We start from the raw sequence: 25,225 nt of genomic DNA, 5'->3' as shown, positions 1-25,225 counted from the left end.
GTGATTCTCAGTTACGCACTTGATTCGAATGTGAGTAGTATTCAGACCGAAGAGCGATGTGCGATCAGGCCTTATGACCCTGAGACAGACCGTGAAGTATCGTTGAAATCTACAACTGGAACTAAGAGATGCCGTGGATCTTCAACCTAGATTCTAGATGGCCATTGGAAGGTCGGTCTTGGTTAGACGGAGCGATGCCTTGTCCATGCAGGGATTGCTCTCCTGGCAGGGCAAGACGTAAGCCTAATTTCCATTATGAATGTATCAGCCTAAGCGCACCGCAGGGTAGAGCCGCATAGATGCAATTGGCTTCTAGCGCTAGGTCGCTGTCCACGTAACCTTGGATCCCCAAGTTATCCTAGTCCTCTCGCTAGCAGTGCCAGACTGATTTACGGACCCATCAAAAAGATTGGAGCGAGTGCATGGTGACACGAAATGCTCGTCTGAAAGACTTCATAACTGACGGGTATCCAAGCTCTGGGCTGGCGGTGCAGGCACTGGCTGAGGATCATGTTGGAACTTACATCCTTCCGTTCTCTTGTGAGCGCATAAACGGCGAGTGGCGGAACAGGATAACAGGGGAGACAGTTCAGGCGAACGTCCTTGGCTGGCGTGAGGTGCAGACAGGAAGTCGAGACTCGGCCTGGGAGTAATTGTTATTCTTACTCTGTAGCATCGAATACAACGTCCTAAGGATCAAGCTCAACGATGGCTCATACGACACCGCCAGACAGCAACCCTAAGGTCGCTTTCGAAACAAGGTACGGCCGTTTTGTGGCGCACTTGTTCGAAAGGGAAGCGCCTATCTCCACAGCTAATCTACTCACCCGAGCCGAGAAGGGCCTTCTCGCCAATTCGTCGATCTACCGTATTGTCACCCTTGCCAATCAGCCTGACACGACCACAGCAAAGATAGAGGTGGTCCAGTTCGGCCTCCGCGGGTCCAGTGCACAAGAAGCAGACACCCTTCCACCAATTGCTCATGAGACAACCGCCGCAACTGGGCTGCATCACCTCGATGGAACCTTGTCAATGGCCCGCCTTGCGCCGGGAACCGCCGGGTCTGCGTTCTTCATTTGCATCGGAGACCAGCCTGAACTGGATTTCGGCGGGCGCCGAAATCCAGATGGACAAGGCTTTGCCGCTTTCGGCCAAATCGTGGAAGGAATGGACGTTGTCCGAACGATCTTTGCTCAGGCAGAGGACGCGACCGATCAGTTGTCCAACCCGATCCCAATCAAATCCGTCTTAAGAATATAAGGGCGGAGTTCTTGTGTTTGCATTGACTTCAATCCGGAACTGAATCGAAGTTGACCAAACTGCGTCAGTCAGCGTGAGGTTTGGCCCATGAACTTGTGTACGTCCGGTAAGGGTTTCTTGCGGGGAGCTTCACTTGCTCATGCTGGGCTCCCGCAGCTTCGTCGTCAAATCTGGTCGTAAACAAGGTTGAGGCTCGACAGAATTGTTTAATTCCATTGGATAGGGAGCGATAGAGTGATGATAAAGCGCAGCGGATTCTCAGCCGTCTTGGCGGTCTGTGTTTTCACGAGCCAGGTAACCATCGCAGCCGATTTCAGGATCGGCGTGCAGGAAGATGCAGATGTCCTTGATCCTCATCGTGCCCGTACCACAGTAGGGCGAATGGTCTTCACGTCGCTTTGCGACAAACTTGTCGATGTCACGGACAAGCTGGAGATCGCCCCGCAGCTTGCGAGCTCATGGTCATGGAGCGCCGACAACAAGAGACTGACATTCAAGTTGCGCACTGACGTGCAGTTTCACGATGGCACGAAGTTTGACGCGACGGCTGTCAAAGCCAACCTGAGCCGAGCGTTGACGTTGCCGGACAGCCAGCGCAAGGGGGAGTTGGGATCCATTGACCGAGTAGAGGTCACCGATCCTTCAACCGTCGTGCTGTCCCTGAAGCAGCCGGACGCGACGCTGTTAGCACAATTGAGCGACCGCGCAGGCATGATGCTCTCACCGGCGACTTTCAACAGTGAGGATGTAGGCCGTAAGCCGATCTGCTCCGGACCGTACCGTTTCGTGGAGCGCGTCCAGAACGATAGGATCGTCCTGGAGAAGTTCGCAGATTATCGGGACGCCAAAGATTATCAGTATGACCGGGTGATCTTCCGTCCGATCCCGGATAGCACCGTGCGCCTCGCCAATCTTCGAGCTGGTGATCTCGAGCTTGTAGAGCGTCTGAATCCGTCTGATGCCGAGGCGGTGAAAGTCGACAAAAGCCTGAAGTTCCTCGTTCTGTCCGGGCTCGGATTCCAGAACATCGTGATCAATGTGGGATCTGGTCCGCGGGCCGACGGCCCCTTGGGCAAAGATAAGCTCGTGCGGCAGGCCTTCCAAGCAGCCATCGGGCGTGACGTCATCAATGAAGTTATTGGTCATGGGCACTATAATCCCGCACAGCACCCATTCCCGCCAGCCAGTCCCTATTTTGACAAGCAGTATCAGGTTACGACCCGCGATGTTGCAAAGGCTAAGGCTCTGCTCGCTCAAGCCAAGCAGCCCGAAGTCGCCTTCGAGCTGTCCTTTGGCAATACGACCATCACGGCCTCTCTAGCAGAGATGATTCAGGCAATGGCGGGCGAGGCCGGGTTCAAGATCAGTCTGCGGCCGATGGAGTTTTCAGCCATGCTCGCGGAAATGCAAAAAGGAAACTTCCAGGCTTCCTTGAGCGGTTGGTCGGGCCGGATCGATCCTGATGGTAATATCCATCAGTTTGTGACCTGCAAAGGAACCCAGAACGACTCCAAGTACTGCAACCCGGATGTGGACCGCCTGCTGAACGAGGCACGGCTCACGCCCGACGTTGAAGCTCGTAAGAGCCTCTACAACCAAGCGCTGGGAATCCTACAGAGCGAACTGCCGATCATCTATACGTATTACTCGCCTCTAATTTACGCGGTATCGAACCGCATTGTAGACTTCAAACCCTATCCCGACGGCATGATCCGCCTCCGGGGCGTCCATCCGACCAAATAGGTGGCACTACTCTTTGAAGGCCACATCATCCTAGAGCATCAGACGATTAGTCAAGCCTATCTGTTTTATGATGGAGTAAGAGCCGCGTTGCGTATCAGCCCGCACAACTTCCAGCGCCCTAATGCATGGATCTGGCCCCAGCCGAGAGCCCTTGCCTCTCGGCTGGGGCATTTTGATTCACAACATACCCGTCGAGATAGATGGTTCAGGAGGCTATGACATCAGCGATCAGCAGCTTATTGACTGAGACCATATTATCGCTCAGCGCGAAAACCTCCTGCTTCCAGGGTACCGCGTCCTCAACGGTCTGATCTTAAGACCACTCATGCCCTGAGGTGCTGGTCGCGTGGCGCAGTGCTCGCCTGAGAGAGCAGGTACGCATCCCCGTTCCGCTTGAAAATGGCAGCCTTTTCGAGATCCTTCAGGATCTTTTTCTGTGCCGATACCTGGCAAGCGCTCCGGATCGTTCCGGCGCATGGCGTCGATGTCGCTGAAAATCCTCAGGATGGAATTTCCGACGTCAACAAAGACCTAGTGCGTCTTGCCGGACCCTTTATGAGCCCGTTCCCCTCGCCCGCTGAACTGCCTTACCGGCCCGATGGAGCGCTCCTGACAGGCCAGGATGTTGAGGTCGGTCTGGGGAACCTCTGTCCCGACGCCCAGCGCATTCACGTTGACAAGGATATTAAAGCCGCCGGCCCGAGCCGCATCGAGAAGATCGTCATGCTTGATCTTGCGACCGACCGGCTGGCCCTCCTTCAGGCCCTGCTCGGCGCTGTTACGCCGCACGCGGATTTCGCCGGCCACGACAAAGGCCACCCGCGGCTTCTCCCCTTTTCTCACGTGACTGGGAGATGGGCTTTCCTGAGCCAGACAGCCGGAGAGCTCCCTGGCTAACTCGACGCTGTCACAGCGGATCATTGCCAGGGTAGCGGTGGCCGCGCGCTGGCCCAGACTCGAGAGACCGCCTATACTATGAGAGCGGCAATGGCCTTGTCGCCCTCGGTTGTTCCTTCCTTAAAGAAACGGGAGAAAGCTTGCTGGGAGGCTTGATCGACCGACTTGTTCTCGGCCAGCAATGCCAGGAACGCGCTTTCGATGAGCTGGACAGCGTCAGCACCGAGGTGCGCCTCAAACTCACCAGTGGCAATGTCGAACCTAGTGGGCACCGTGCGCCCGGTCGCCAGCACCTCGTCATAGGTGGCAACGTCAATCAGGTCGTGCTCAATGCTGGCGCCGAACGCCGCCAGCGGGTCTTTGCCGTCGGTCCGGAACGGAGTAGCTGTCGGAACGATGCCAAAACCGCCGGCGTGGGCAATCCGTGAGAGGACCTTCGCGAGTTCGTCTGCCGCTGCCTTGTGGCCCTCATGGATCTCCCCTCTTGCCGAAGCGTTCAAGCGCTTGCAGAAATTCCTCACGATCGAGCTTGTTGACGAGTGACATGTTGGTTGCAGCGAAGACGTTCGCATCCAGCGCGTTTCGCTGCACCGGCCCGTCACCGATGGATTCGATCTTGGCAACATAGAATGTCGTTTGCGCGTTCCTCACCGCGGGAACGGTTTGGAACTGGGCGTAGTTCTGGCGCAGCAGGCTGACGTCGGGATGAAGAACGAGAATGGGCTTGCCCAACCCGACAACATCTTCAGCCGCACCTGCCGCCAAGAGACTTTTGCCGCTGCCGATGGGTGCCAGAACCGCACCTGAGCGACCCCGTCGAATAGCCTTGCGAACCGATGCACCGATCCTGGCCTGAAAGGGCTCGGCCTGCTTGTCGCCAATACGACGGTTGAGTTCCGCGACATAGATTTGAGGCAATGCCTCAGCAGGGTTGGAGTTAGTCCTCATCAGTCAACAATTTGATGAATAAAGGGGAATGGAATTGCGGAGGCGGACCTGTCTCGCAGTCTGATCCGCAAATCACACTATGGACCATCGATAACACTGATTATACCCAGATGGGTTGCGCGAGGTAGGGCTTGTTGTCACGTTGAACGATGACACAATCTCCTGATCGAGATGAACCCCGGCATGCCAAGACGGAGGGCCCCACCCATGTGTAATCTTTATAGCACCTACGCGACACAAGCTGCGATGCGACAGGCGTTCAACGTGACACGGGATAGCGCAGGCAATGTCCCTGCCCTGCCGGCGATCTTTCCCGACCAGATGGCGCCGGTCGTCCGAAACCACGATGGCGAGCGCGAGTTGACTCAGATGCGCTGGGGGTTCCCTCCTCCCCCGAAGGTCGGCAATCACCCGGTGACGAATGTGCGCAACGTCGGCTCACCATTTTGGCGTGCCTGGCTCAAGCCGCAGTACCGCGTGCTGGTGCCTCTGACCTCATTCTCAGAATACAAAGATACGAAGCCGCGGAAGACACCTGTATGGTTTGCCCTGAATGAAGAACGCCCCCTCGCTGCATTTGCCGGTATCTGGCGGCCATGGACCGGCGTGCGGGGAACGAAGGCAGATCGTGTTGAGGGTGAACACCTGCTCTATTCATTTTTAACCTCGGAGCCGAATGGCGTCGTGGGGCCAATTCATCCCAAAGCGATGCCGGTGATCCTGACAACATCCGAGGAGTATGATGTCTGGCTCAACGCGCCCACAGAAGAGGCCCTTAAACTTCAGAGACCACTCCCTGATGACATGCTGCAGATTGTGGCAGAGGGGCAAAGATCAGACTCCGGGACTAATCTGATCAAATGAGCCCTTGCTCCTCCTCCGAGGCGCATTCCCAGGGCTTCTCCTACGACTTAGCTGTGGCGATCGCCTGCACCTCAGCTGGCTGTGGCAGCACGGATCACGTTATAGTCCATGTTGGCGTGGATGATCGCGTCCCCCCTAGGTATTAGGCGGGTTTTAACATGATGCGCAAAGGACAGGGAGGGTACGCCTGCAACTCGCTTCCTTTGCTTGCAGAGCAGTTCGAGACGCTTCCATCTTGGGTTGGTCAGATTGTATCAACAGAGAGTAGCAGCTGCGCTCAGCTTTCGCAGCCTTTGAGCGGCTCAATCATCTCTGAGCCAAAGCGGGGACCCATTGCTTGTAACACCAGTGCAAGCCGCCTCGACACAAGCTGCGAGGCTTCCGAAGTGGAAGCCCCTTCCCGTGAGGCCCGGGCCGTAATGGGCATACTTGCCGGAATTAGTCATGATCGTTTCAGCCGTCGGTGGAATAACCGGCTCCGTGATCATGCACCAGCAGGTATCCGTGACGAACTGAACCCCGAACCGTTCGAGTTCCGACAGAATCCCGGCTTCCTTTATCTTGTCGTGCGTTGCACGCCCGCAGGTCACGACGATTGACACGTTCTTATGCTTCGTGCGGTTGCAGCAGAGAGCTGCGAGCTTTTCGCATTCGCTGACGGAGAAATGCGGATTGCCAAGCGATATGAGGTCGACCCATCGATCAGGGGCGCTGTCGAGCTCGCGCCAGCTCTGAAGCAGGTCGCCAACAGAAATCTCGACAGTCGGAACGTTTGTCGCGCCGGTTGCATCGTCCAATGTCACTGCCTCGGGGGTCACGCCGAGAATATGGAACATGGGCGCGCTTGAAGTGGTCGCAAACGCAGCCCCAAAGGCCTTGAGATCATCTTGTGAGGGCGCGGCCTGTTCGAGCCCCGTGAGAACGGGAATCCGGTTCGCGGCCACGAGCCCTACATGATACCCGAGCAGGGGGTAGAACGCGTCGTCGGAGCCTTCGAGCCTCGGGACGTTGATCTGGAGAGCAGCCCTTCGGCTGCTCTCAATATGACACCCAGCTAATGGTGCGCGGCCCGTGAGCGCAATGCAAATATCGAGGAAATCAGGATATTTCATCGTCCGCGCGCCGAGCACGCTGTTGGCATAAACCACGGCGTTGGACTCAGCCCAGACGATCTGTTCACCTTTTTGCGGCGCAGTATCGAGGAGATACGGCGCACACGTGAACGTGGGGTGCGCGCCCATATCTATATAGGCGTCACCCAATTGGCTCGCCGGCTCTCCAAAGGCCGGATCGATGCCCTGCGCGCGCCATCGGCGGTGATCGACTGAGATCGAATTCAGCGTCGTCGGCACGGCAACCCTCCCACCCCAATCCCGCAACTGCTGCGCGAACCTCAGCGATCCGTGACCGGTGTAGACGCAGCCATCGATATGCGCCTGCGTGACATCGATTAGCTGATTGGCGCCTTGCAGCCGAGCCATGCGAAGAATGACCTTCATGGCTACCTGTCCGGCTTTACCGTAGGTACCATTTAGATATGCCTCATCCGCTTTGCTCAGTTTCAGATCCGCAGCATTGTCGGCTGGTTCTCGCGTGGCAAGCGGCAGCGCGCGCAGTGCATTTGCATCGTCACCACATACGAGGCAACTGCCGTCAACACGTGCATAGCGCGCTGTGGCTACCCGACCTAAATCCCTTGGGTTGAGTACGACGACGGGGATGGATTTCCCAAAAACCTCTTCCGCGATCACAACGCCGAGGGTGAGGATATCGTCCTCACGCTCTGTCACTATGGCTGCTGGTCCCTTTCCCGTGAGAAGAAGCTCCAGGATAACTCCGCTGCCAGAGCAGGAGCCACGTCCACCGGGAATGACAAGAACCTTTCCGGTCAAGACTTGGCCACTAAGGGGATGATGCCGGTCGATGACTTCACCGCTGAATGGGTCGACGCCACCCCAGAAGCTCAACTCCACATCACTGGTAATAATTTCTCCCAAAACCTCGCCATGAACGAAGGCGGCGCCGGAGAAAACTACTTCGCTCATGACGGCTCCACTTACCGACACGGCAGGAGAGCCTGCAGGTCATCATAGAGTGCCTTAGGAACTCGAACGCCGTTTATTTTGCTGCGCTCGCGCGCTTCGTAGCGGCGCTGTGACGGCAGACGGGCGCCTTGACCCACGATGGCATCAAACATTGTTTCAGCGCGGGCCGCGTGCTGCGGCGCATCAACGCCCAAGAACACTTTGGGATCGAAGGCGAGAATCAACTCGCCGTGGCAAGGGGCAGCGCCGACGCCTTCATCGAAGGCCATAGACTCCGCGCTCATCATGTCACCGATCAGAGGCCCCGCCATCAATTCGATCATGGCCGAGAGAGCCGAGCCCTTGTGGCCGCCGAAGGTCAGCATGGCGCCGGTCAAAGCGGCCGTCGGATCGTTGGTGGGATCTCCTTCGATGTCTATGGCCCAGCCGGTGGGGATGGGCTTGCCCGCGCGCCGGTGCAGTTCGATCTCGCCCCGGGCGATGGCGCTCGTAGCGAAATCGAACACGAAGGGAGGCCTGTCGGGACGCGGCCAAGCGAACGCGATCGGGTTCGTGCCGAACACCGGCTTCGTGCCGCCCGCCGGCGCAACCCAGCTGTGACTCGGGGTCATGGCGAGCGCTACGAGGCCGTCCGCGCTGATCGCCTCCACCTCTGGCCAGAGAGCGGAGAAATGATAGCAGTTGTTGATCGCCATAGCGGCCAAGCCCGTCCGGCGGGCCTTCTCGACAAGTAGCGGCTTGCCGCGCTCAAAGGCGAGCGGAGAGAACCCGAAATGAGCATCGACACGCACGACGGCGGGCGCGTGGTCCACCACGTCCGGCACCGCGTTCGGATTGACCTTGCCTTCCTTCACGGAACGCACGCAGCCGAGAAGCCGGTACATGCCATGGGAATGGCACTCGTCACGCTGGCCCGCATAGACCACCTCCGCCATGGCATGCGCATGGTCGTCGGAAAGACCGCCTGCCTTGAGAACGTCGATGCTGACTCGCATGACCTCGTCGAGCGGGAGGGTGACTTCTTCACTCATTCGTCCAAGTCCGTTCGTGTCAGAGGCTTCCATATAGCGGTCTCGACAGGTCTACATCTGCGGCCAAGTATCCGACAGCCGGTAGCCATCCGGCCACGGATCGTCGGGGTCGAGCATGTGCTGATGGGTTCCAGTGATCCAAGCGCGCCCAGAGATAGACGGGATGATGCCGGGTCTGCCACCCACCGTCACCTCGTCCTCGATGCGGCAGATGAACTCCGAATCGATGATAGAACGACCCACGAAGGTGTCGCCAACCTTTAGGACGCCGCGCGCGTGAAGCACCGCCATGCGGGCCGAGCAGCCGGTGCCCGTGGGCGAGCGGTCAATCTTGCCAGGCCGCACCACTACGGCATTAGCGCCGTGCGGGACGCCATCCCGGTCGACGAGCGGCGCCGCAATTTGACAGAAAGAAATATGATCCCAGTCCGGAAGCTCGGGATGTCGGAAGCCGATCTGCTCGTTGGCCGCTCGGGTGATCCTGATTCCGATCTCCGCTAAATCCTTCGCTTCATCGGGGCGGATCGCGAAGCCGAGCGCCATCGCATCCGTGATCACGAAGCTGTCGCCGCCATAGGCCGTGTCCACGGTGAGCGTGCCAACTCCCTCCACTTCGAGGTTCACGTCGAGCTTATCGGCGAACGAGGGTACGTTGCGGACCGTGATCCGCTCCGCCTTGCCGGCTCGGCAGGCTGCCGTGACCTCGACGAGACCGCCTGGCGCTTCGAGAGTGAGCCGGGTTTCCGGCTCCTGCATCGGGATGATTCCTGTGTCGAGCAGGACGGTGGACACGCAGATGGAGTTCGAGCCCGACATGGGCGGGGTATCAGCGGGCTCCATGATGATCCAGCCTATCTGCGCCCGCGGGTTCTTCGGCGGCACGAGAAGATTCACGTGCCGGAAGACACCGCCGCGCGGCTCGTTCAGCACGAAGTTGCGCAGGGTTTCGTCTCTGGCGATGAACCGGGACTGCTCCCAGATTGTGTCGCCCAGGGGCGGCGCGACGCCGCCGACGATCACATCGCCCACCTCTCCTTCCGCATGGCAGCTGACGACATGAACGACTTTTGATGTGCGCATCGAGCTCTCCCGGCCGGGGCTGTCCGACGATGGATTCGGTGAGGCCGAACCCTGCATCGTCAGAGGACAGATTTCAGAAATTCAATTGTCTCCGGTTTCTGCGGATTTCCGATCACCTGCTCGGGCTTGCCGATTTCGTGGATCAGGCCCTGATGGAAGAAGGCGACCCGATCGGACACGTCTCGCGCGAAGCGGATCTCGTGGGTGACGAGGATCATGGTCATTCCCTCCTCCGAGAGCATCTTCAAAGTATCCAGCACCTCACCCACAAGCTGCGGATCGAGTGCCGAGGTCACCTCGTCGAAGAGCATATAATCCGGCGACATGGCAAGCGCCCGTGCAATCGCCATGCGCTGCTGCTGGCCGCCGGACAGCTTCGAGGGATAGACCTTCAGCTTCTCGCCCAAACCGACGTGAGTGAGTTGCTTGACAGCAATCTCCTCGGCTTCCCTCTTGCTCTTGCCCAGCACCTTGCGGGGTGCAAGCATGACGTTCTCGAGCACGGTAAGATGTGGGAAGGCATTCCACTGCTGGAATACGATTCCAATCCTCTGCCGTAGTTTGTTGAGGTCAGTTCCGCGGGCATGCACATCCGTGCCGTTGACGAGGATCTGCCCGCCCTGGATTGGCTCCAGACCATTAATACACATGAGCATCGTGGACTTGCCCGAGCCCGAGCCACCAATGACGGAGAGCACCTCACCCTTCTGAACCATGAGGCTGACACCCTTAAGCACCTCAAGGCTACCGAAGTTTTTCTGAACGTCTTTCAACTCAATCATTTTCACGCCACCGCTTTTCGAGCCGTGCCCCAAGCCGTGCAATCGGGAAGCTCATGAGGAAGTAGATCAGGCCCGCAATCGACAAAACGAAAAGCGGCTCCTGAATGCGCGTTACAATCACTTGGGAGGCCCGCAGCAATTCAACGATGCCGATCCATAGAACCAGCGCCGTGTCTTTCATGACGCCGAGCGTAAGACCGATCCAGCTGGGTAGCGCAACACGCAAGGCCATGGGAAATACAATGTTCGTCAGGTCCTGCGTGTAGGTCATGCCTAAGGAGCGGGCAGCCCGGCGCGTGGTAGGCGGAACGGCTAGAATGCCGCCACGCACGATCTCGGCACAGTACGCCGCCGTATAGAGGGCAAGCACCACGCAGCCTACCGTGAAGGCGGATACTTGGAGCTTGAGAATGGATTTGAACGAGTTTGCCAGCACGAACTGGATCAGGAGAGGCACCGAACGCAGAATATCCAGCACGAACCCGATCGGCGCGTTGACCCACCACGGCGACGTGGCACGGATGAGACCGAAGAGCATGCCCAGGATGGTACCGCCGAGCACTGCCCAAAACGTGATGGTCAGCGTCGTTCCGGCACCCTGAAGAAGGAAAATTGTGTCGTTCCAGGTGAGACTTGTCTCGAACATCACATCCTCCCTTAGTACCGGAACAGACGCCAGGCGAAGAGGCGCGATGAGAGGGTGATGAGCTTGGCCAGCAGGTAGTAGATGACCGCCGCGATGGCAAAGAACTCGAAGGTACGGAAGGTGCGCACGTTCAGGTCCTGTGTGACGCCGGTAAGATCGGTGTTGAGGCCGACCGTAACGCCGAGCGACGTCATCAGCAGCGCCCAGACCATCTGGTTGGTCATGGGATAGAACACGATGCGAAACATCTGCGGCAGCACGATGAGCCGGAACGCCTGCGGTGCAGTCATGCCGAGAGAGCGGGCGGCGCGTGTCTGCGTATGCGGGATGGCGCGAAGGCCGCCGCGGAACGTTTCGGCTAGATAGCCTGCATTGTTGAAGGCGATGCCAGCGAGAAGCGCCACGTAGGAATCCAGGTGAATACCGAATGACCCTAGACCGAAGTAGGTCATGTAGATCTGGAACAAGGCCGGCGTGTTGCGGGCAAGCTCGACCCAGCCGGTCGAGAAGCCATAGAGGAACTTATTGTTCGATTGGCGCCCGAGTGCCAGAAACACGGCAAGGACGACGCCGATCACCATCGACAGTACAGCAATCTGGAGGGACACCAGAGCGCCCCACAGCATGTCGGGAAGGGCGTTGAAGGCCGGGCGCCAATGAAATGTGTAATTCAGCATGATGAACGCGGTCCGAACGACTGAGGTGCCCTGAGAAGAGCGGAGGCTCTGCTTGCCTCCGCCCGTTCAGCAGCCAATCAGCGATAGACGCCTTTGACTGTAAGGTCAGGCGCCTGACCGCCGCCTACCCACTTGTCGTACAGTTCTTGGTAACGGCCGATCCGAACCTGCTGGTTCACGAATAGGTTGAGGTAATTGAGCAGGCCCTGCTCCTGGCGCAAGCCAATCAGAGCGACATAGTCGGTTACGTAGGGCGCATCACCCTTCACTACAAAGCCCTTGAATTTGCCGGACTTGACCGTGGCCTGGGCCACCGTATTGGTAACGACGGTCGCATCGATCTGGCCTTGGGAGAGTGCGAGGAACACGTCAGCCTGGGTCTGATAAGGACGGAAGGAACCGCCGCCCCAGGCCTTCATGTCCTTCTCGAGGGCGATCGCTTCGAAGGTGCCGGAGGTCGAGCCAGTCTTCTTGCCCTTTAGGCTCTCATAGGAGTCGATGCCTGTTCCGTCCTTGGTGAGGACGACCATTTTGAAGGCGAAATATGGGACTGAGAAGCCGATGGTCTTGGCGCGCTCCAGCGTATCGGAGGTCGAGGCAACGCCTACGTCGGCACGGTCCGAGACGAGCGCCGGGATGCGGTCCGGGAACGGGGTTTCGACGACTTCGGCCTTCACGCCGAGTGCCTTGGCAAGATCGTTGCAGGTGTCAACGTCGAAGCCGACTGGCTGGTTTTTCTCATCGCGAAACCCCATCGGCGGGAAGTCAAGTGTCACAGCGCAGCGCAGGGTACCAGAGGCAATGATATCGTCGAGTTTGTCCGCTTTGGCAGGCATGGCGGCGAGCATGCCAATGAAAATAACTGCCGCTGTTGTCCTCAGTTTCATTATTTAGTTCCCTGGTTAATTCATGTCCGAGCCTGGCAGCCCTCGCCTAGGATCATCGTGCAGGACTTTCGCATATTGGATACAATTTGCAATATGGAAATTCTCCTCTGAGGCCTAGGTTTGAGCGATATTGCATGTTGCCCAATCAGTCAGCGGCCTTTTCGGGGTTCCGAAACACCGAGAGGCGGCACTCCCCGATTTCGGCGCACTTGCACCACGGCCTCTGCTCACCGGTGTTGACTCTAATAAATGTAGATTGTATAAAATCGCTAGCTGACCCCCATCTAAGGCAGATCTTTGAATTTGCGCCCACCGGCTATGCGGGCAGAGAAACGGACTTCAAGGAGAACCGCATGATTTCCAATATCTTTTCCGGCTGCATTCCGGCGCTCATGACGCCCTGCAAAGCTGATCGCAGCCCCGATTTCGACTCTCTCGTGCGCAAAGGCGAGGAATTGATCGCAGCCGGCATGTCTGCGGTTGTCTACTGCGGCTCGATGGGCGACTGGCCGCTCCTGACGGATGAGCAGCGCATGGAAGGTGTGGAGCGCCTGGTGAAGGCCGGTGTGCCAGTCATCGTCGGAACCGGAGCTGTCAACACCAGCGCCGCGGTGGCTCACGCCGCCCACGCACAGAAAGTCGGCGCCCAAGGCCTGATGGTGATCCCGCGCGTCCTCTCCCGCGGGTCGTCTCTCACCGCACAGCGCCACCATTTCAAGGCGATCCTCGCTGCCGCTCCCGAACTTCCGGCTGTGATCTACAACAGCCCCTACTACGGCTTCGCGACCCGTGGTGATCTGTTTTTCGCCCTTCGCGCCGAGCATCCGAACCTGATCGGCTTCAAGGAATTCGGCGGTACCGAGGCCCTGACCTATGCGGCCGAGCACATCACAAGCCAGGATGACGGCGTGACGCTGATGGTGGGTGTAGATACCGCTGTGTTCCACGGCTTCGTGAATTGCGGCGCCACCGGTGCGATCACTGGCATCGGCAACGTGCTGCCCCGCGAGGTGCTGCACCTTTGCGCCCTTGCCCAGGCGGCTGCGAAAGGCGATGCCGAGGCTCGCCAGCGCGCCAAGGAGCTGGAGGAGGCGCTGCACGTTCTATCCTCCTTCGACGAGGGTCCGGATCTGGTATTGTACTACAAGCATCTGATGGTGCTGAAGGGGAGCCCGGAATACGCGCTTCACTTCAACGAAACCGATGCGCTCTCGGATAGTCAGCGCGGCTATGCTGAGACGCAGCTCAAGCTCTTCGACGCATGGTATGCGGAGTGGAGCAGGCAGTCCGGTACCATGCAGAAACATGCCGCCTAAGTGGCATGCTAAGAGGCCCATCCGACCGTGGGCCTTTTCCATTCTTGACTGCGCTGAGGACGGACCCAGAAGGTTCGAACCCGCTTGAGCAGTGCTATTTCCAGGCTAACTAGGGGAATGTCCCCGGTTCGGGGTTGTGCTGGACGGGAAAGCGGCGTGCAATGACAGTCCTTCTCCCCTGAAGGACCCGTTCAACAGCATCTCCGCGTGCCGAAGGCCTTATCGGAACAGTCCCCACAGGATGCCGGGAGAAATGCTTTACATCATGGTTGATCGGTAGATTGTATACGGTATGATTTCAATGGCTACGAATGGAGCGGCGTGAGTGCAAGTGATCGAACCGAATCTATCATCGGCGGGCGATTCATTGCCTAGCTCCCGTCTACCGTCCTGGCCAGTACGCATTGTTGTTGCCCTCTCTAATGGATTGCTCGCCATTGAGCGCATCGCGATCATGAGCTTTATGGGTATCCTGACCCTGCTGATTTTGATCAATGTCACCACCCGATATGCCGGCCTTCCAATCTATTGGATCGATGAGTCGGCTGTTTATGCGACGGTCTGGCTGACGTTCATCGGGGCCTCTGCGATGACGCGGCTTCGACTTGATTTTGCTGTGACTATGCTCACCGAATGGCTCTCTCCGCGCGGGCAGCAGATTGCACGGATCATCTCAGCCTTAGCCGTCGTCGGCTTCGGCCTCGGTCTAATCATCATGTGCTGGCTGTGGATGGACCCGATCGGCATCGCCCGCGCGGGGTTCGACGCTAAGGCTTATGCCGGTGAGACGTTCAACTTCCTCTATACGGAACATACCCAGACGCTGAACTGGCCAAGTTGGATCGTGTATCTCGTCCTGCCTATATTCGCCGTCTCTATGACGCTGCACGGCCTTGCAAATACGTTGGAGGATCTGGGTACTGTCAGCAGAAGCGCCTTTCCGGGGTTCCACGCCACCGCCAGCAACGGGATCAACTAATGATCACCTCCGCCGCCTTTGTTGCTATTATGCTAGTTGGCGTGCCGATCGGTCTGTGCCTTTGCATCGCGGGTATCGTCTATATCGTTGTCTCCGGCAACCCGTTGCTGTTTCAGTCCTATCCACTTCAGATGTTCAGCGGCGTCGACAGTTATGGCCTCATCGCCATTCCGCTCTTCATTCTGATTGGCGAAATCATGAACGGCGGCGGCATAACCCGGCGCATTGTGGAAATGGCAATGGCCTTTGTCGGCGCATTGCGCGGCGGCTTGGCTTATGTGAACGTGCTCGCCAACATGTTCGTCGCATCAATCTTGGGCTCAGCCACGGCTCAAGTCGCGATCATGTCGCAGATTATGGTGCCCGAGATGGAGCGCCAGGGCTACGACAAGACATTTGCAGCAGGCCTCACTGCCTATGCTGGAATGCTCGGTCCGATCATTCCACCATCTGTGATGTTCGTGGTCTACAGTGTGCTGGCCCAAGTGCCGGTCTCTGACATGCTGATCTCGGGCATCATCCCCGGCATCCTGTTGACGGTACTATTTTGCATCATCATTGCAGTGATGGGCTTCATTCACAATTTTCCGGCCGGAGCATACATGACGCCGCGCGAGCGCGTGATGACTGTGCTTCGCGCGCTGCCGACACTATCCATCCCGGCCGTGATCGTCGGTTCCATCCTCACGGGGCTGGCCAATGCCACGGAGGCGGCCGCCGTGGGTGCAATTGCGGCGGCACTGGTTGGCCGCTACTGGACACGCGAGTTCCGCTTCTCCCAGATCCCGGAAATGCTGCTCCGATCAGGGATCTACTCGGCAATCGTCCTGTTCTTGGTCGCTGCCGCAGCTGTGTTCTCTTGGATTTTGATTTTCGGCAAGGTTCCGCAGGAAGTGGCGGGCTGGATCCAGTCGGTCGCTAAGGATCCGGTCACCTTCATGCTGCTGGTAAACGTGATCTTGATCGTTATCGGTACGGTTATCGACGGCGTGCCTGGCCTGATCATGACAGTGCCGATCCTCCTGCCCATCGCGACCGAGGTCTATCATATTGATCCGCGGCACTTCGGGGTAGTCGTTGTGATCAATCTGGTGCTCGGACTTCTCTCGCCACCCGTTGGTCTCTGCTTCTTCGTCGCGGCAGCCGTCACGGGAGCCAAGCCTGGCAAGATGTTCATAGTGACACTGCCCTTCTTCATCGTTGCCTGCCTGATGCTGATTATTCTGTCGGTATGGCCCACCGTCTCGCTTGCCCTCGTCGACTAACCTGAAGAAAGAACGGAGGACCCATCATGACCATTTCCCGCAGACGTCTCTTCGCCTTAGCGGCGGGCGCAACCCTGCCGCTTGCGGCCCCAACGGTGCTTCGCGCTCAAAGCCGTGAGTTCCGCCTTGGTGTCATTACGCCTCCGAACCATCCCTGGAACAACGCTGCCTTGAAGGTTGGCGAGACACTGAAAGCAGAAACCAACGGTCGCCTCTCGCTCACGGTTTTCCATGCCGGCCAGCTCGGCAATGAGGGCGCCATGATGCAGCAGCTCCAGTCAGGGGCACTCGATATGGCCTTTATCCAGGCTGCCGAGCTTGGGTCGCGTGTCCCGGCGATTGCAGCCATCAATGCTCCTTACGTGGTGCGCTCCACGGAGGCTGTAGCCAAGCTCGTCCGCCACCCTGTTGCGCTTGGTCTGTTCGAATACCTTCCAAAAGAAACGGGCACGATTGGCCTCGGCTGGGGCATCACGTCAATTCGGGCAGTGTTCTCGGCTAAGGAAATCTCGTCTATCGCGGATTTGAAAGGCATGAAGCTGCGGATCAATCCGACGCCTGCTTTCCGCGATTTCTACCAGATTCTGGGGGCTGCCCCCACACCAATCCCAACTCCACAGGTGTTCGACGCAATGGCCAACGGCCAAGTCGATGGCCTTGAGGCGGATCTCGATTTCTCGTGGAACCAGCGCTTTGATCGGGTCTCAAAGACCATCCTTCGGATGAATGCCGTTCACATGCCGATGGTGGCTCTGGTCTCCGGCCGGGTCTGGACTACCCTGCCAGGGGCCGATCGTGAGTTGATCTCTAAAATTACCCGCGCAGCGCTTGATGCCGAGATCGACGAAATCGTTGCCAACCAGCCTGGCCTCGTGGAGAACTTCTCAAAACAACCTGTCAAGATCGTCGTCTCTGACGTGAAGGACGCCGATCCAGTGATTGCCGAGTATGACAAGATCTGGCTGCCGAAGGCTCCGGTTCTGGCCGAATTGCGCAAGGTCGGCGCTACGCTCTGAACCTGCTTGTCTTCCACTGATCAAGGCGGGCGAAACGCCCGCCGCCTTCTTCTAAGTCGTTTTGTTGTGCTCTTCAAAGTAATTGCGGAGCGATTTGCCCACACCTTCGATATGCGTTTTCAGGAGTGCGCAGGCCGCGGAGACTTTGCCACTCTTACAGAGGCGCACGAGTTCGGCGTGCTCGACTTCGGCCCGCTCCATGCCACCTGTTAGCGAAAGCTGAAGCCGGGTATGTCTGTCACATTCCTGAAGTAGGCCTCCAACGATTGCCTGCGCGCGCGGCTGTCGTGCATGCTGGTACAGAACGTTATGGAACTCCGTGTTCAGCTCACCCCAGCGCCTGACATGCTTGGCACGGAGTTCCGTGCTGTATTCCTGAAGGATTTGACTAAGACGCTCATAGTCCGCTTCCGTCAGATGTTTGGCCGAGGCTTTGAGGAGACGTGGCTCTAGTAGCGCTCGAAGTTCAAAGAGTTCTTGAACTTCCTCCATAGACAGTTCTGAGACGATTGCGCCACGATGTGGAAGGATCTTCACCAGCCCTTCAGCTTCGAGTTGCATCAGGGCCTCGCGCACTGGGATGCGGCTGACACCGAACTCCGTAGCTAGTGCATCCTGACGAAGCTGGAAACCAGATTTGAACTCACCATCCACAATCCTACGCCGCACTTCCTCTGCGACGGCAGAGGCGATGGTTCTGTGCTGAAGGGACTTCTGAGCGGGTCTGGCAGGGGGCATAGCTTTCACTGTCGTTAGTTGCAGATCCTATGGAAGAACGGATCCTATGGCTCTATAGCAGATGGACAAAAGAGCGACTTGACACCAGGGATTTTATACAATCTACGTCGAGGAAGTTCAATACTATATAGCAGGAACAGGAGCCTGATGGCGAACGGAATTGACTGGGAGTACATCTTTCCAGCAGTCAAGAACGCGTTCGAGTCGGGCTGCAAGTTCCAGATGGAGGCCATCATGAACAACAACCTCAAGCCACGGCCGAAGCTGCCCGGTGTAGACCTCACACCTGCGGCCTGATCAAACCCGAGGCGGTGCGGTCACGCGCCGCCTTTCGTCTTCGACAAGAACTCTTTGAACAGCGAGTGAGGCCATGGCGCGCCACACCTTCTTCTGCATCGACGGTCATACCTGCGGCAACCCGGTCCGGGTGGTGGGCGGGGGCAGCATTCCCCAACTCAAAGGGGACACCATGTTCGAGCGCCGCCAGCACTTCCTGGCGGAATACGACTGGATCCGCACAGGCCTGATGTTCGAGCCGCGTGGCCACGACATGATGTCAGGCTCGATTCTCTACCCGCCCACTCGGCCGGATTGCGACGTGGGTATCCTGTTCATCGAGACATCGGGCTGCCTGCCCATGTGTGGCCACGGCACGATCGGCACGGTGACCATCGCGCTCGAAAACGGCCTCATTCATCCGAAGACACCGGGCCTGTTGCGGCTCGATACGCCGGCCGGCGTGGTCGAGGCGCGCTACGAGCAGAACGGTCCATTCGTGGAGCGGGTGCGCATCACCAATATCCCGTCCTTCCTCTATGGCACTGGCTACGAGGTCGAGGTCGAAGGCCTCGGCCACCTCATGATCGACGTAGCCTATGGCGGCAACTTCTATGCCATTGTGGAATCGCAGGCGCTCTATTCTGATCTCGCCGACGTGAACCCGTCCGATATTCTGCGCTGGAGCCCGAAGCTGCGCGAAGCGTTCAACGCGCGCTACAAGATCGCGCATCCCGAGAACCCGGCCATCGACCGCCTCACGCATGTTCTCTGGGCTGGGAAGGCCCAGAATCCAGGCGGCAGCGCACGCAATGCGGTGTTCTACGGCGACAAGGCCATCGACCGCTCGCCCTGCGGCACGGGCACCTCCGCCCGCATGGCGCATCTTGCCGCCCGCGGAGCCCTGAAGGAAGGCGATGCCTTCGTTCACGAGAGCATCATCGGCTCGACCTTCACAGGACGCATCGAAGGGCGCACGAAGGTGGGCAACCGGGATGCGATCATCCCATCCATCGAGGGCTGGGCGCGGGTGACCGGGTTCAACACGATCTTCATCGACGACCGGGACCCCTTCGCCAACGGCTTCCAGGTCGTCGACCAGAGCCGCTAAGCCTTCAGCTTGTTGTAGGGACGAACCATGCGGGTTGCGATCATCGGCGCAGGCATCGTGGGGCTTGCGACCGCGCACGCCTTGCTCGACAGGGGCCATGAGGTTGTTCTGGTCGAGCCCGGCGCCAAGCAGGGGCGGCCGACCGACGGCAATGCCGGCTGGATCGCCCATACCGACGTCATGCCGCTCGCCTCGCCAAAGGCTTGGCGGAACCTGCCGCGCTGGCTCATGGACCCGCTCGGGCCGCTCACCATCCGGCCCGGCTACCTGCCCCATCTCGCGCCTTGGCTGGCGCGCTTCATCCTGGCATCATTACCGCACCGGATTGAAGCGAGCATCGGGGCGATCCGCTCCATCAATGCGGAGGCGTTGCCAGCCTGGAAGGGCCTTCTGTCGTCTCTCAAACTGGACGGGCATCTGAGAGAGAACGGCATCCTGTCCGTATGGAGGCATCGTAGCTCGTTTGCCCAGGCTAAAGACCTTCTCGAGCGTCAGCGCAGATTTGGCATCCCGGTCGAGATCCTGAGCCCGGATGATCTCGCCCGCCTCGAGCCGGCTCTCCGCAACGTGGAAGCCGCCGTGCTGTACCCTGATGCCTGTCATGTCTCCGATCCCGCCCTCCTGGCCGCCGACCTAATGCGACTAGCGCTTGACCGAGGAGCCGCGCATGTGCCGGCGCATGTGTTGGCAGTCGAGCCTCGGCAGGATGCTGTTCACGTCCGAACGGATGGGGCGATGGAAGAGATCATCTCAGACAGGATCGTGGTCGCTGCCGGCGCGTGGTCGCGTTCACTTGCTCAACAGCTTGGAGATCGCATCCCCCTCGACACGGAGCGAGGCTACAATGCCACCTATCCCAAAGGGACGTTCGGGCTGAACCACCCGATCATGTTCGAGGGCGAGGGCTTTGTCGCCACCCCCCTCGACACAGGCGACCGAGTCGGCGGCGCCGTCGAGTTCGCAGGGCTGACGTCCCTGCCGAACCACAGACGGACCGACGCGATGGTGCAGCGCCTTACGGGCTTCCTTCCCCACCTTCAGGCTGAAACGCCCGCAAAGCGGTGGATGGGCTTCCGTCCTTCGATCCCCGACTCCCTGCCCGTAATCGGACCTGCCGGAAAGGACCCTCGCGTCGTCTATGCTTTCGGTCATGGGCATTACGGTCTGACGCAAGCAGCGATCACATCGGAACTCGTTGCCGATTTGGTTGAACAGAAGCCCACTGGCATGGACTTGAAGCCCTTCCTGCCGCAGCGCTTCTGAGGAAGCCGGATGAATGGCCAAGAAGGCCTATCGTGTCGGCACCGTCAGGGTGAACGGATGCAGGCGTGGGCAAGTGTTGGAAATTACCCGTCAGCCTCGTTACACTCGTTATCGCTTCCCACCTGAAGTTATCATCAGCTCTGAAAGACCTTTTTCTTCAGGCAGAGGATGAAAAAAGCCAGAGCGACTCTTGAACAGCTTGACTGTTCTGGCTATGTTCTAACCCGATTAAGGTTAGAAAAGCCTATCGCTTTCGGGTTTACCCGACGCCCGAGCAAGTTGTGCTTCTAAGCACGACGATCGGCTGCTGCCTTCTCGTCTACAACTTGGCGCTCGAGCAGCGCCGGCTATTCAGCCGCAAAGGGCGCAGTCTCAACTACAATACCGGCGCCAACGAGCTTCCGGCGCTGAAAAAGAGTTTCCGTTTTTCGCTGAGGCGCCGAGCCAGTGCCTGCAGCAGGCCCTGCGCGATCTGGAAGATGCATATCAGCGCTTTTTCCAGAAGCAGGCAGGCTATCCTAAGCCCCGGCGGAAGTCCGTGCACGAGAGTTGCCGGTTTCCGCAAGGGTTCACCATCGAACGGCATCGCCTGAAGCTGGCGAAACTCGGGTGGCTGAAGTTGACGGCCCACCGTAAGGTAAAAGGCCGTCCGACCTCGGTGACAGTCTCGCGCGAGGGCGGCCATTGGTACGCGGCGATCGCCTGCGAGGTCGAGTTGTCGAGCCCGCAACGGCGGGAGATCGCCGAGGTCGGTGTCGATCTTAACGTGGCAACGGGAGCTGTTACGTCGGGCGCGCAGATCCTGCCGATGCCACGCACGTCGCCCGAGGAAATGCGCCAATTGGCGCGCCTGCAGAAGAGCCTCGCCCGCAAGAAAAAGGGCTCGCGCAACCGGTTGAAGGCCCGGCGGGCTCTGGCACGATTCCATGCCAAGCTCGCTCGGCGCCGGCGCAACGCGGCCCACGTGATCTCGCACCAGCTCACAGAGCAGCACACGCACATTGCCTTCGAGGACCTGCGCCTGACGAACATGACCGCAAGCGCGAGAGGCACGGTCGAGCAGCCGGGCCGCAACGTGGCCGCCAAGGCGGGCCTGAACCGGGCGATCCTCGATGTGTCGCCAGGCCAGATCCGCTCGATGACGAAGTACAAGGCGGCTTGGGCCGGCGGCGAATGTGTCGAGGTCGACGCCCGCCACACCTCGCAACGCTGTTCGGAGTGCGGTGGGCATCCGAGGGACGACGCGACAACCAACCACCTGCCGCATGGTCGTGTGGCCCGCGACCGCTTCGTGTGTCCGCTGTGCGGGCATGAAGTCCATGCTGACATCAACGCCGCGAGAAACATCCTCGCGCTGGGCCGCGCTCGCTGGGCGGCATTACGAACGACCGCCGGTGGAGCGCCGGTGGCAGCCTGTGGAGGCCTCAGCTCTAAGCGCGCCCGCGAAGCAGGAAGCAAAGATCAAGGGATGAAGCGGCTTGCCGCCTAGCCCAAGATGCCTCGTCCTTCAGGGCGGGGAGTCTCACCAGCCACTCCATCTGTTTGTATCTTCGAGTTCCGTTGAGCCAGCGCAGGGTCGAAGAGGTGCTGGCTGCCAGAGACATCCTTGTGGGCTGGCAGACTGCGCGGCAGTGCGCGCTGAAGTTCGGGCAAGGCGGTGCCGACCGGGTTCGCAGGCATTTTTAACTGCGCTTAGCCAGCCCCGGCTGCTCCGTTGCCACTGGTTCAGTACCTCAGTTCCGAGAGGAGTACGAACTCTGGCTCACCGCACCGACGGAAGTCGCGCTTAAACTGCAGCAGTTGGCAGGTGACATGCTCGCGATTGTGTCGGAAAGCGCAGGATCCGACTAACCCAAGGTTACTTGACCTACCTGGCACCTCTAAAGCTCCTTGTCAGGAACTGGATTGGACCTTGGGTGTGTTGCTGAACCCTGTTCCGGAACTGGCACTGTGGCGTGTGGCTCCGTCTGAGCCTCCTGAGCATTCCTCGAGGGATCGTCCAGCGTCTGCTCGCTTCGACGATCCTGAACTGGGCTCGTTGCCGCTTGTTTCCGGAGCCTCCGGTTCTTCCAGGCATGCAGCATCTCTTGCCTCAGCCCTGGCCTCGGCTTCGGAAGGGTCCGCCAGATCGTCAGCGTGAACGCCTTTCCCACGGCGAGCACAAGGGCCATTCCATAAAGAAAAATTGTTGGCGAGAAACTTTCGTCCATTCCGTGTCATCCTCTCAGCGCCTGCCCTACGCTGCCAGCCGGGAGTTCTGTCGAAGCTCTGCTCATACCTCGCCAGTGATCGAAAGGCGGCTTTCTTGCCCCTGAGCTATCTACCAAAGTCTGTCTTCCTCAATCCTGCCGGGTGCTAAGGATAGGAGGCGTTGAACAGGCCTCCAGAGTTCCTACATCGATCATTCAGAGACGCTATTACAAATGCTAAACATGAGACTGCTGCAGAAAGCTCAGACCTACTTCCGCAAGCCCGAAGTGATACCAGTTATCCAGCGGCAAACGATTCCCCATGATGAGCAGGTTGGCAGTTCACGTTCGAAGCGCGCCCAAATCAGGGACGTGCTGCGTCAGTACGAGAGAGGCAGTCTCAAGGAGACTGAAGCTGTCGAAGAACTGCTCAAGATCCTACGCTGAGACCGAACCAGGCTTCCCTGCCCGACCCGCCTTGGAGCAGATAGCCGCGGCGAAACTTTCGCTGGAGCCAGGTCTCGAGCGCTTCCACGGCGCATGACTGGTTCTCGTAAAGCTCGACCCTCCTCTGCCCGGGTCGACCAATGCGGCCCCACTCCCGGATCAGGGTCGCATCGCCAAACAGGCTCGGCTCGATCGACAGGACATAGTAGCGAGCCATGTTGCAGCTTGGATCACACCGGTGCAGGACGAGATAGTGGATCGTGTCTTGAGCCATGCGCCAGTGTCGCGCTGGCCCAGGGACGAGGTCCAATCAAAGTCCTGAATCGATTGAGCCTTAACGATTCACAGCCGTGATGCACCCTACGGTTTCCGCTCCCTGAACTCACGTACGCTGGCCAGTCACCATCTCCACGAGCACGGTTCCTCTGCCTACGACATTCTTCGTCTCCTCATGGCCAGGAGTTCGACGGCGAGGTCGATCTTGCCGGATTTCACCATGCGGGTGAGGGCGCGGAAGTAGCCGCCCGGGTTCTTGATCCGGCTCTCCCCGCCGTTCTTGGCTGCGTCGTCCTCATAGAGCTGCAGGACGTAGATCACCGCAATGGCCGCCCTGACGGTGCCAACCTCTTCGACAGCCTCGGCCCAGGCGCTCTCATGCGCCCCGAGCGAAGCTCGCAGGTAGCGGCCGGCTGAGACGATGTCCGCCAGATCCCGCACGGGTTGGCCGTAGTCGCTGAGGGCGGGGCAAGCCTCAAGGATCAATTCCGGTGATAGGTGCTCCGTGGGTTGTTCGGTTGAACGAACCGGCTCAGCTTTCTTCGGAAAGCCTTTGTTACAAGGTTCACTAGGAGATCCGTTGTTGTTATTAGTGTGCAGGACTCCGAGTCCGGCTTTGCCCGCTTCATAGAAGACTTCTTCAACCTCAGTTCTCAACAGCTGCCAGGCGTCCAGAAGATCGGCTGGAAGCGTGATCCTGGACCGGGCTGGCGTGCGGGCCTGGAGAGCTTTCAACCGGGCCTCGACCTCGGAGCGATCCACGTCCGGGAAATGCTCGGCCAGGGTGCTCAGGGCCTCCTCGGTCGCCCGGCGGCAGATTGTGACCTCGTCGAAGGCGCGCTTCTGCACCTCCCGCAGCTGCTTCTGCTCCATGAGCATCACCGCCCAGTCGCCGCGGCGGGCGTAGACCGGGGTCAGATCGAACCCGAAGGCATCCACCACCTGGCCAGCGAGATCCTTGACGGCGTAGCGCTTGCCGTTGGGCGAGTCCTTGGGAACCAGCAGCTGCAGGTCGACCAGCTGGCGCAGAATGCGCCGGATCGCCCGCTCGGTTAGGCCTGTGCGGCTCATGAGGTAGTCGTTGGACGGCCAGACCAGCAGCCGCTCCCACTCCTGTTCACCCCAGCAGGCCACGAGCTCGGACAGCACCGCCCGCTGGGCCGGCCTCAGGTCGAGGGCCTTGCCGGCCTCGCGGGCGGCGGCCGAGAGTTCTTTGCGTGTGACTGTGCGCCCGTCTTCGAGCGCAAGCTTCCTTGCGGCCAGAGCGGCATGTCTCAGCCGCCGGCCTCCTGACGATGCAAGCTGCATCGTACCCTCCATGTTGAGGGCAAAGCGGGAGCGCTCACCGAAACCGATGCTCTTGACACTCAGCTTGTCGGGATGGCATAAGGAAGGTGCTTAGATTCCCTTACGCCCACCCTCGGTGGGTCTCCAAAGGCCCTCGAAGTTTCCAGCTTCGTGGGCCTTTTGCTTTGCCTGGTTTACGTCA

Annotated in this window: 24 protein-coding genes and 1 pseudogene; 12 read left to right on the top strand and 13 right to left on the bottom strand. The window is 59.0% G+C overall.

Translation table 11 applies throughout. The features are described 5' to 3' along the window. Positions 1–708 precede the first annotated feature (708 nt). Positions 709–1,260 carry a peptidylprolyl isomerase gene (locus tag JKL45_RS25770; RefSeq protein WP_201864658.1) on the top strand — a complete coding sequence of 184 codons (552 nt, stop codon included), beginning with the start codon at positions 709–711 and terminating at the stop codon, positions 1,258–1,260. A 237-nt stretch (positions 1,261–1,497) separates the two neighbouring features. Next, complete coding sequence (locus JKL45_RS25765; protein ID WP_201864657.1) at positions 1,498–3,003, top strand: ABC transporter substrate-binding protein; 1,506 nt, start codon at positions 1,498–1,500, stop codon at positions 3,001–3,003. Positions 3,004–3,534: 531 nt separating this feature from the next. Here the strand turns inward: JKL45_RS25765 and JKL45_RS25760 are convergent. The 3 genes from JKL45_RS25760 to JKL45_RS25750 all read right to left on the bottom strand — a co-directional run bounded on the left by JKL45_RS25760 (position 3,535) and on the right by JKL45_RS25750 (position 4,818). Further along, positions 3,535–3,822, bottom strand: a complete 288-nt coding sequence (locus JKL45_RS25760) for a hypothetical protein (RefSeq protein WP_201864656.1) — start codon at positions 3,820–3,822, stop codon at positions 3,535–3,537. A 149-nt stretch (positions 3,823–3,971) separates the two neighbouring features. Beyond that, positions 3,972–4,400 (bottom strand): hypothetical protein, encoded by a 429-nt coding sequence (locus tag JKL45_RS25755; protein WP_201864655.1) that lies wholly within the window; start codon positions 4,398–4,400, stop codon positions 3,972–3,974. Further along, a complete protein-coding gene (locus tag JKL45_RS25750; RefSeq protein ID WP_201864654.1) occupies positions 4,369–4,818 on the bottom strand; it encodes a DEAD/DEAH box helicase family protein in 450 nt (149 codons plus the stop codon). The genes JKL45_RS25755 and JKL45_RS25750 overlap by 32 nt, the downstream gene beginning before the upstream one ends. A 237-nt stretch (positions 4,819–5,055) precedes the next feature. On the opposite strand from JKL45_RS25750, the gene JKL45_RS25745 reads away from it, so the two are divergent. Beyond that, positions 5,056–5,712 carry an SOS response-associated peptidase gene (locus JKL45_RS25745; RefSeq protein WP_201864653.1) on the top strand — a complete coding sequence of 219 codons (657 nt, stop codon included), beginning with the start codon at positions 5,056–5,058 and terminating at the stop codon, positions 5,710–5,712. Positions 5,713–6,014: 302 nt separating this feature from the next. Here JKL45_RS25745 and lhpI read toward each other — a convergent pair whose 3' ends face one another. The 7 genes from lhpI to JKL45_RS25710 all read right to left on the bottom strand — a co-directional run bounded on the left by lhpI (position 6,015) and on the right by JKL45_RS25710 (position 12,860). Continuing rightward, entirely contained in the window at positions 6,015–7,757 is a 1,743-nt protein-coding gene (gene lhpI / locus JKL45_RS25740) for a cis-3-hydroxy-L-proline dehydratase (protein ID WP_201864652.1), read from the bottom strand. Between the two features lie 11 nt (positions 7,758–7,768). Then, positions 7,769–8,788, bottom strand: coding sequence for an Ldh family oxidoreductase (locus JKL45_RS25735; RefSeq protein ID WP_201864651.1), 1,020 nt, complete (start codon positions 8,786–8,788; stop codon positions 7,769–7,771). A 51-nt stretch (positions 8,789–8,839) separates the two neighbouring features. Then, a complete protein-coding gene (locus JKL45_RS25730; RefSeq protein ID WP_201864650.1) occupies positions 8,840–9,868 on the bottom strand; it encodes a trans-3-hydroxy-L-proline dehydratase in 1,029 nt (342 codons plus the stop codon). A gap of 59 nt (positions 9,869–9,927) precedes the next feature. Further along, positions 9,928–10,650, bottom strand: coding sequence for an amino acid ABC transporter ATP-binding protein (locus JKL45_RS25725; protein ID WP_201864649.1), 723 nt, complete (start codon positions 10,648–10,650; stop codon positions 9,928–9,930). Beyond that, a complete protein-coding gene (locus tag JKL45_RS25720; RefSeq protein ID WP_201864648.1) occupies positions 10,643–11,296 on the bottom strand; it encodes an amino acid ABC transporter permease in 654 nt (217 codons plus the stop codon). Before JKL45_RS25720 ends, JKL45_RS25725 begins: the two co-directional genes overlap by 8 nt. Before the next feature lie 11 nt (positions 11,297–11,307). After that, complete coding sequence (locus JKL45_RS25715; protein WP_201864647.1) at positions 11,308–11,973, bottom strand: amino acid ABC transporter permease; 666 nt, start codon at positions 11,971–11,973, stop codon at positions 11,308–11,310. Positions 11,974–12,050: 77 nt separating this feature from the next. Then, positions 12,051–12,860 carry an ABC transporter substrate-binding protein gene (locus tag JKL45_RS25710; RefSeq protein WP_201864646.1) on the bottom strand — a complete coding sequence of 270 codons (810 nt, stop codon included), beginning with the start codon at positions 12,858–12,860 and terminating at the stop codon, positions 12,051–12,053. A 353-nt stretch (positions 12,861–13,213) separates the two neighbouring features. Here JKL45_RS25710 and JKL45_RS25705 point away from each other — a divergent pair, with 353 nt between their 5' ends. From JKL45_RS25705 to JKL45_RS25690, 4 genes are all read left to right on the top strand, one after another. Beyond that, positions 13,214–14,176 (top strand): dihydrodipicolinate synthase family protein, encoded by a 963-nt coding sequence (locus JKL45_RS25705; RefSeq protein ID WP_201864645.1) that lies wholly within the window; start codon positions 13,214–13,216, stop codon positions 14,174–14,176. Between the two features lie 367 nt (positions 14,177–14,543). Next, positions 14,544–15,155: a TRAP transporter small permease gene (locus JKL45_RS25700; protein WP_246498947.1), complete on the top strand. Its 612-nt coding sequence runs from the start codon at positions 14,544–14,546 to the stop codon at positions 15,153–15,155. Beyond that, on the top strand, positions 15,155–16,420 hold the full coding sequence (locus JKL45_RS25695; RefSeq protein ID WP_201864644.1) for a TRAP transporter large permease: 1,266 nt from the start codon (positions 15,155–15,157) through the stop codon (positions 16,418–16,420). The genes JKL45_RS25700 and JKL45_RS25695 overlap by 1 nt, the downstream gene beginning before the upstream one ends. A 26-nt stretch (positions 16,421–16,446) precedes the next feature. Further along, the gene (locus JKL45_RS25690; RefSeq protein WP_201864643.1) at positions 16,447–17,436 is read left to right on the top strand and encodes a TRAP transporter substrate-binding protein; all 990 of its coding nucleotides are present in this window, start codon (positions 16,447–16,449) and stop codon (positions 17,434–17,436) included. Positions 17,437–17,487: 51 nt separating this feature from the next. Here JKL45_RS25690 and JKL45_RS25685 read toward each other — a convergent pair whose 3' ends face one another. Then, entirely contained in the window at positions 17,488–18,174 is a 687-nt protein-coding gene (locus JKL45_RS25685) for a GntR family transcriptional regulator (RefSeq protein WP_201864660.1), read from the bottom strand. 147 nt (positions 18,175–18,321) lie between these two features. On the opposite strand from JKL45_RS25685, the gene JKL45_RS25680 reads away from it, so the two are divergent. The 5 genes and pseudogenes from JKL45_RS25680 (at position 18,322) to JKL45_RS25660 (ending at position 22,313) form a co-directional block, all read left to right on the top strand. Next, positions 18,322–18,471, top strand: a complete 150-nt coding sequence (locus tag JKL45_RS25680; protein WP_201864642.1) for a hypothetical protein — start codon at positions 18,322–18,324, stop codon at positions 18,469–18,471. A 73-nt stretch (positions 18,472–18,544) separates the two neighbouring features. Continuing rightward, complete coding sequence (locus JKL45_RS25675; RefSeq protein WP_201864641.1) at positions 18,545–19,561, top strand: 4-hydroxyproline epimerase; 1,017 nt, start codon at positions 18,545–18,547, stop codon at positions 19,559–19,561. 27 nt (positions 19,562–19,588) lie between these two features. Further along, positions 19,589–20,824, top strand: a complete 1,236-nt coding sequence (locus JKL45_RS25670; RefSeq protein WP_201864640.1) for an NAD(P)/FAD-dependent oxidoreductase — start codon at positions 19,589–19,591, stop codon at positions 20,822–20,824. A 203-nt stretch (positions 20,825–21,027) separates the two neighbouring features. Then, a pseudogene (locus tag JKL45_RS30940) lies at positions 21,028–21,159 on the top strand (helix-turn-helix domain-containing protein); the annotation flags it as partial. Then, entirely contained in the window at positions 21,129–22,313 is a 1,185-nt protein-coding gene (locus JKL45_RS25660) for an RNA-guided endonuclease InsQ/TnpB family protein (RefSeq protein WP_312897036.1), read from the top strand. The pseudogene JKL45_RS30940 and the gene JKL45_RS25660, both read left to right, overlap by 31 nt. 1,130 nt (positions 22,314–23,443) lie before the next feature. Here JKL45_RS25660 and JKL45_RS25655 read toward each other — a convergent pair. After that, a complete protein-coding gene (locus tag JKL45_RS25655) occupies positions 23,444–23,734 on the bottom strand; it encodes a WGR domain-containing protein (protein WP_201864638.1) in 291 nt (96 codons plus the stop codon). A 155-nt stretch (positions 23,735–23,889) separates the two neighbouring features. Then, complete coding sequence (gene repC, locus JKL45_RS25650) at positions 23,890–25,044, bottom strand: plasmid replication protein RepC (RefSeq protein WP_201864637.1); 1,155 nt, start codon at positions 25,042–25,044, stop codon at positions 23,890–23,892. Between the last annotated feature and the right edge of the window lie 181 nt (positions 25,045–25,225).

It is taken from the genome of Microvirga soli, from assembly GCF_016734765.1.
Lineage (GTDB): Bacteria > Pseudomonadota > Alphaproteobacteria > Rhizobiales > Beijerinckiaceae > Microvirga > Microvirga soli.
Note: the sequence above shows the minus strand (reverse complement) of the source record. Positions and strands in the feature narration are given on the sequence as shown.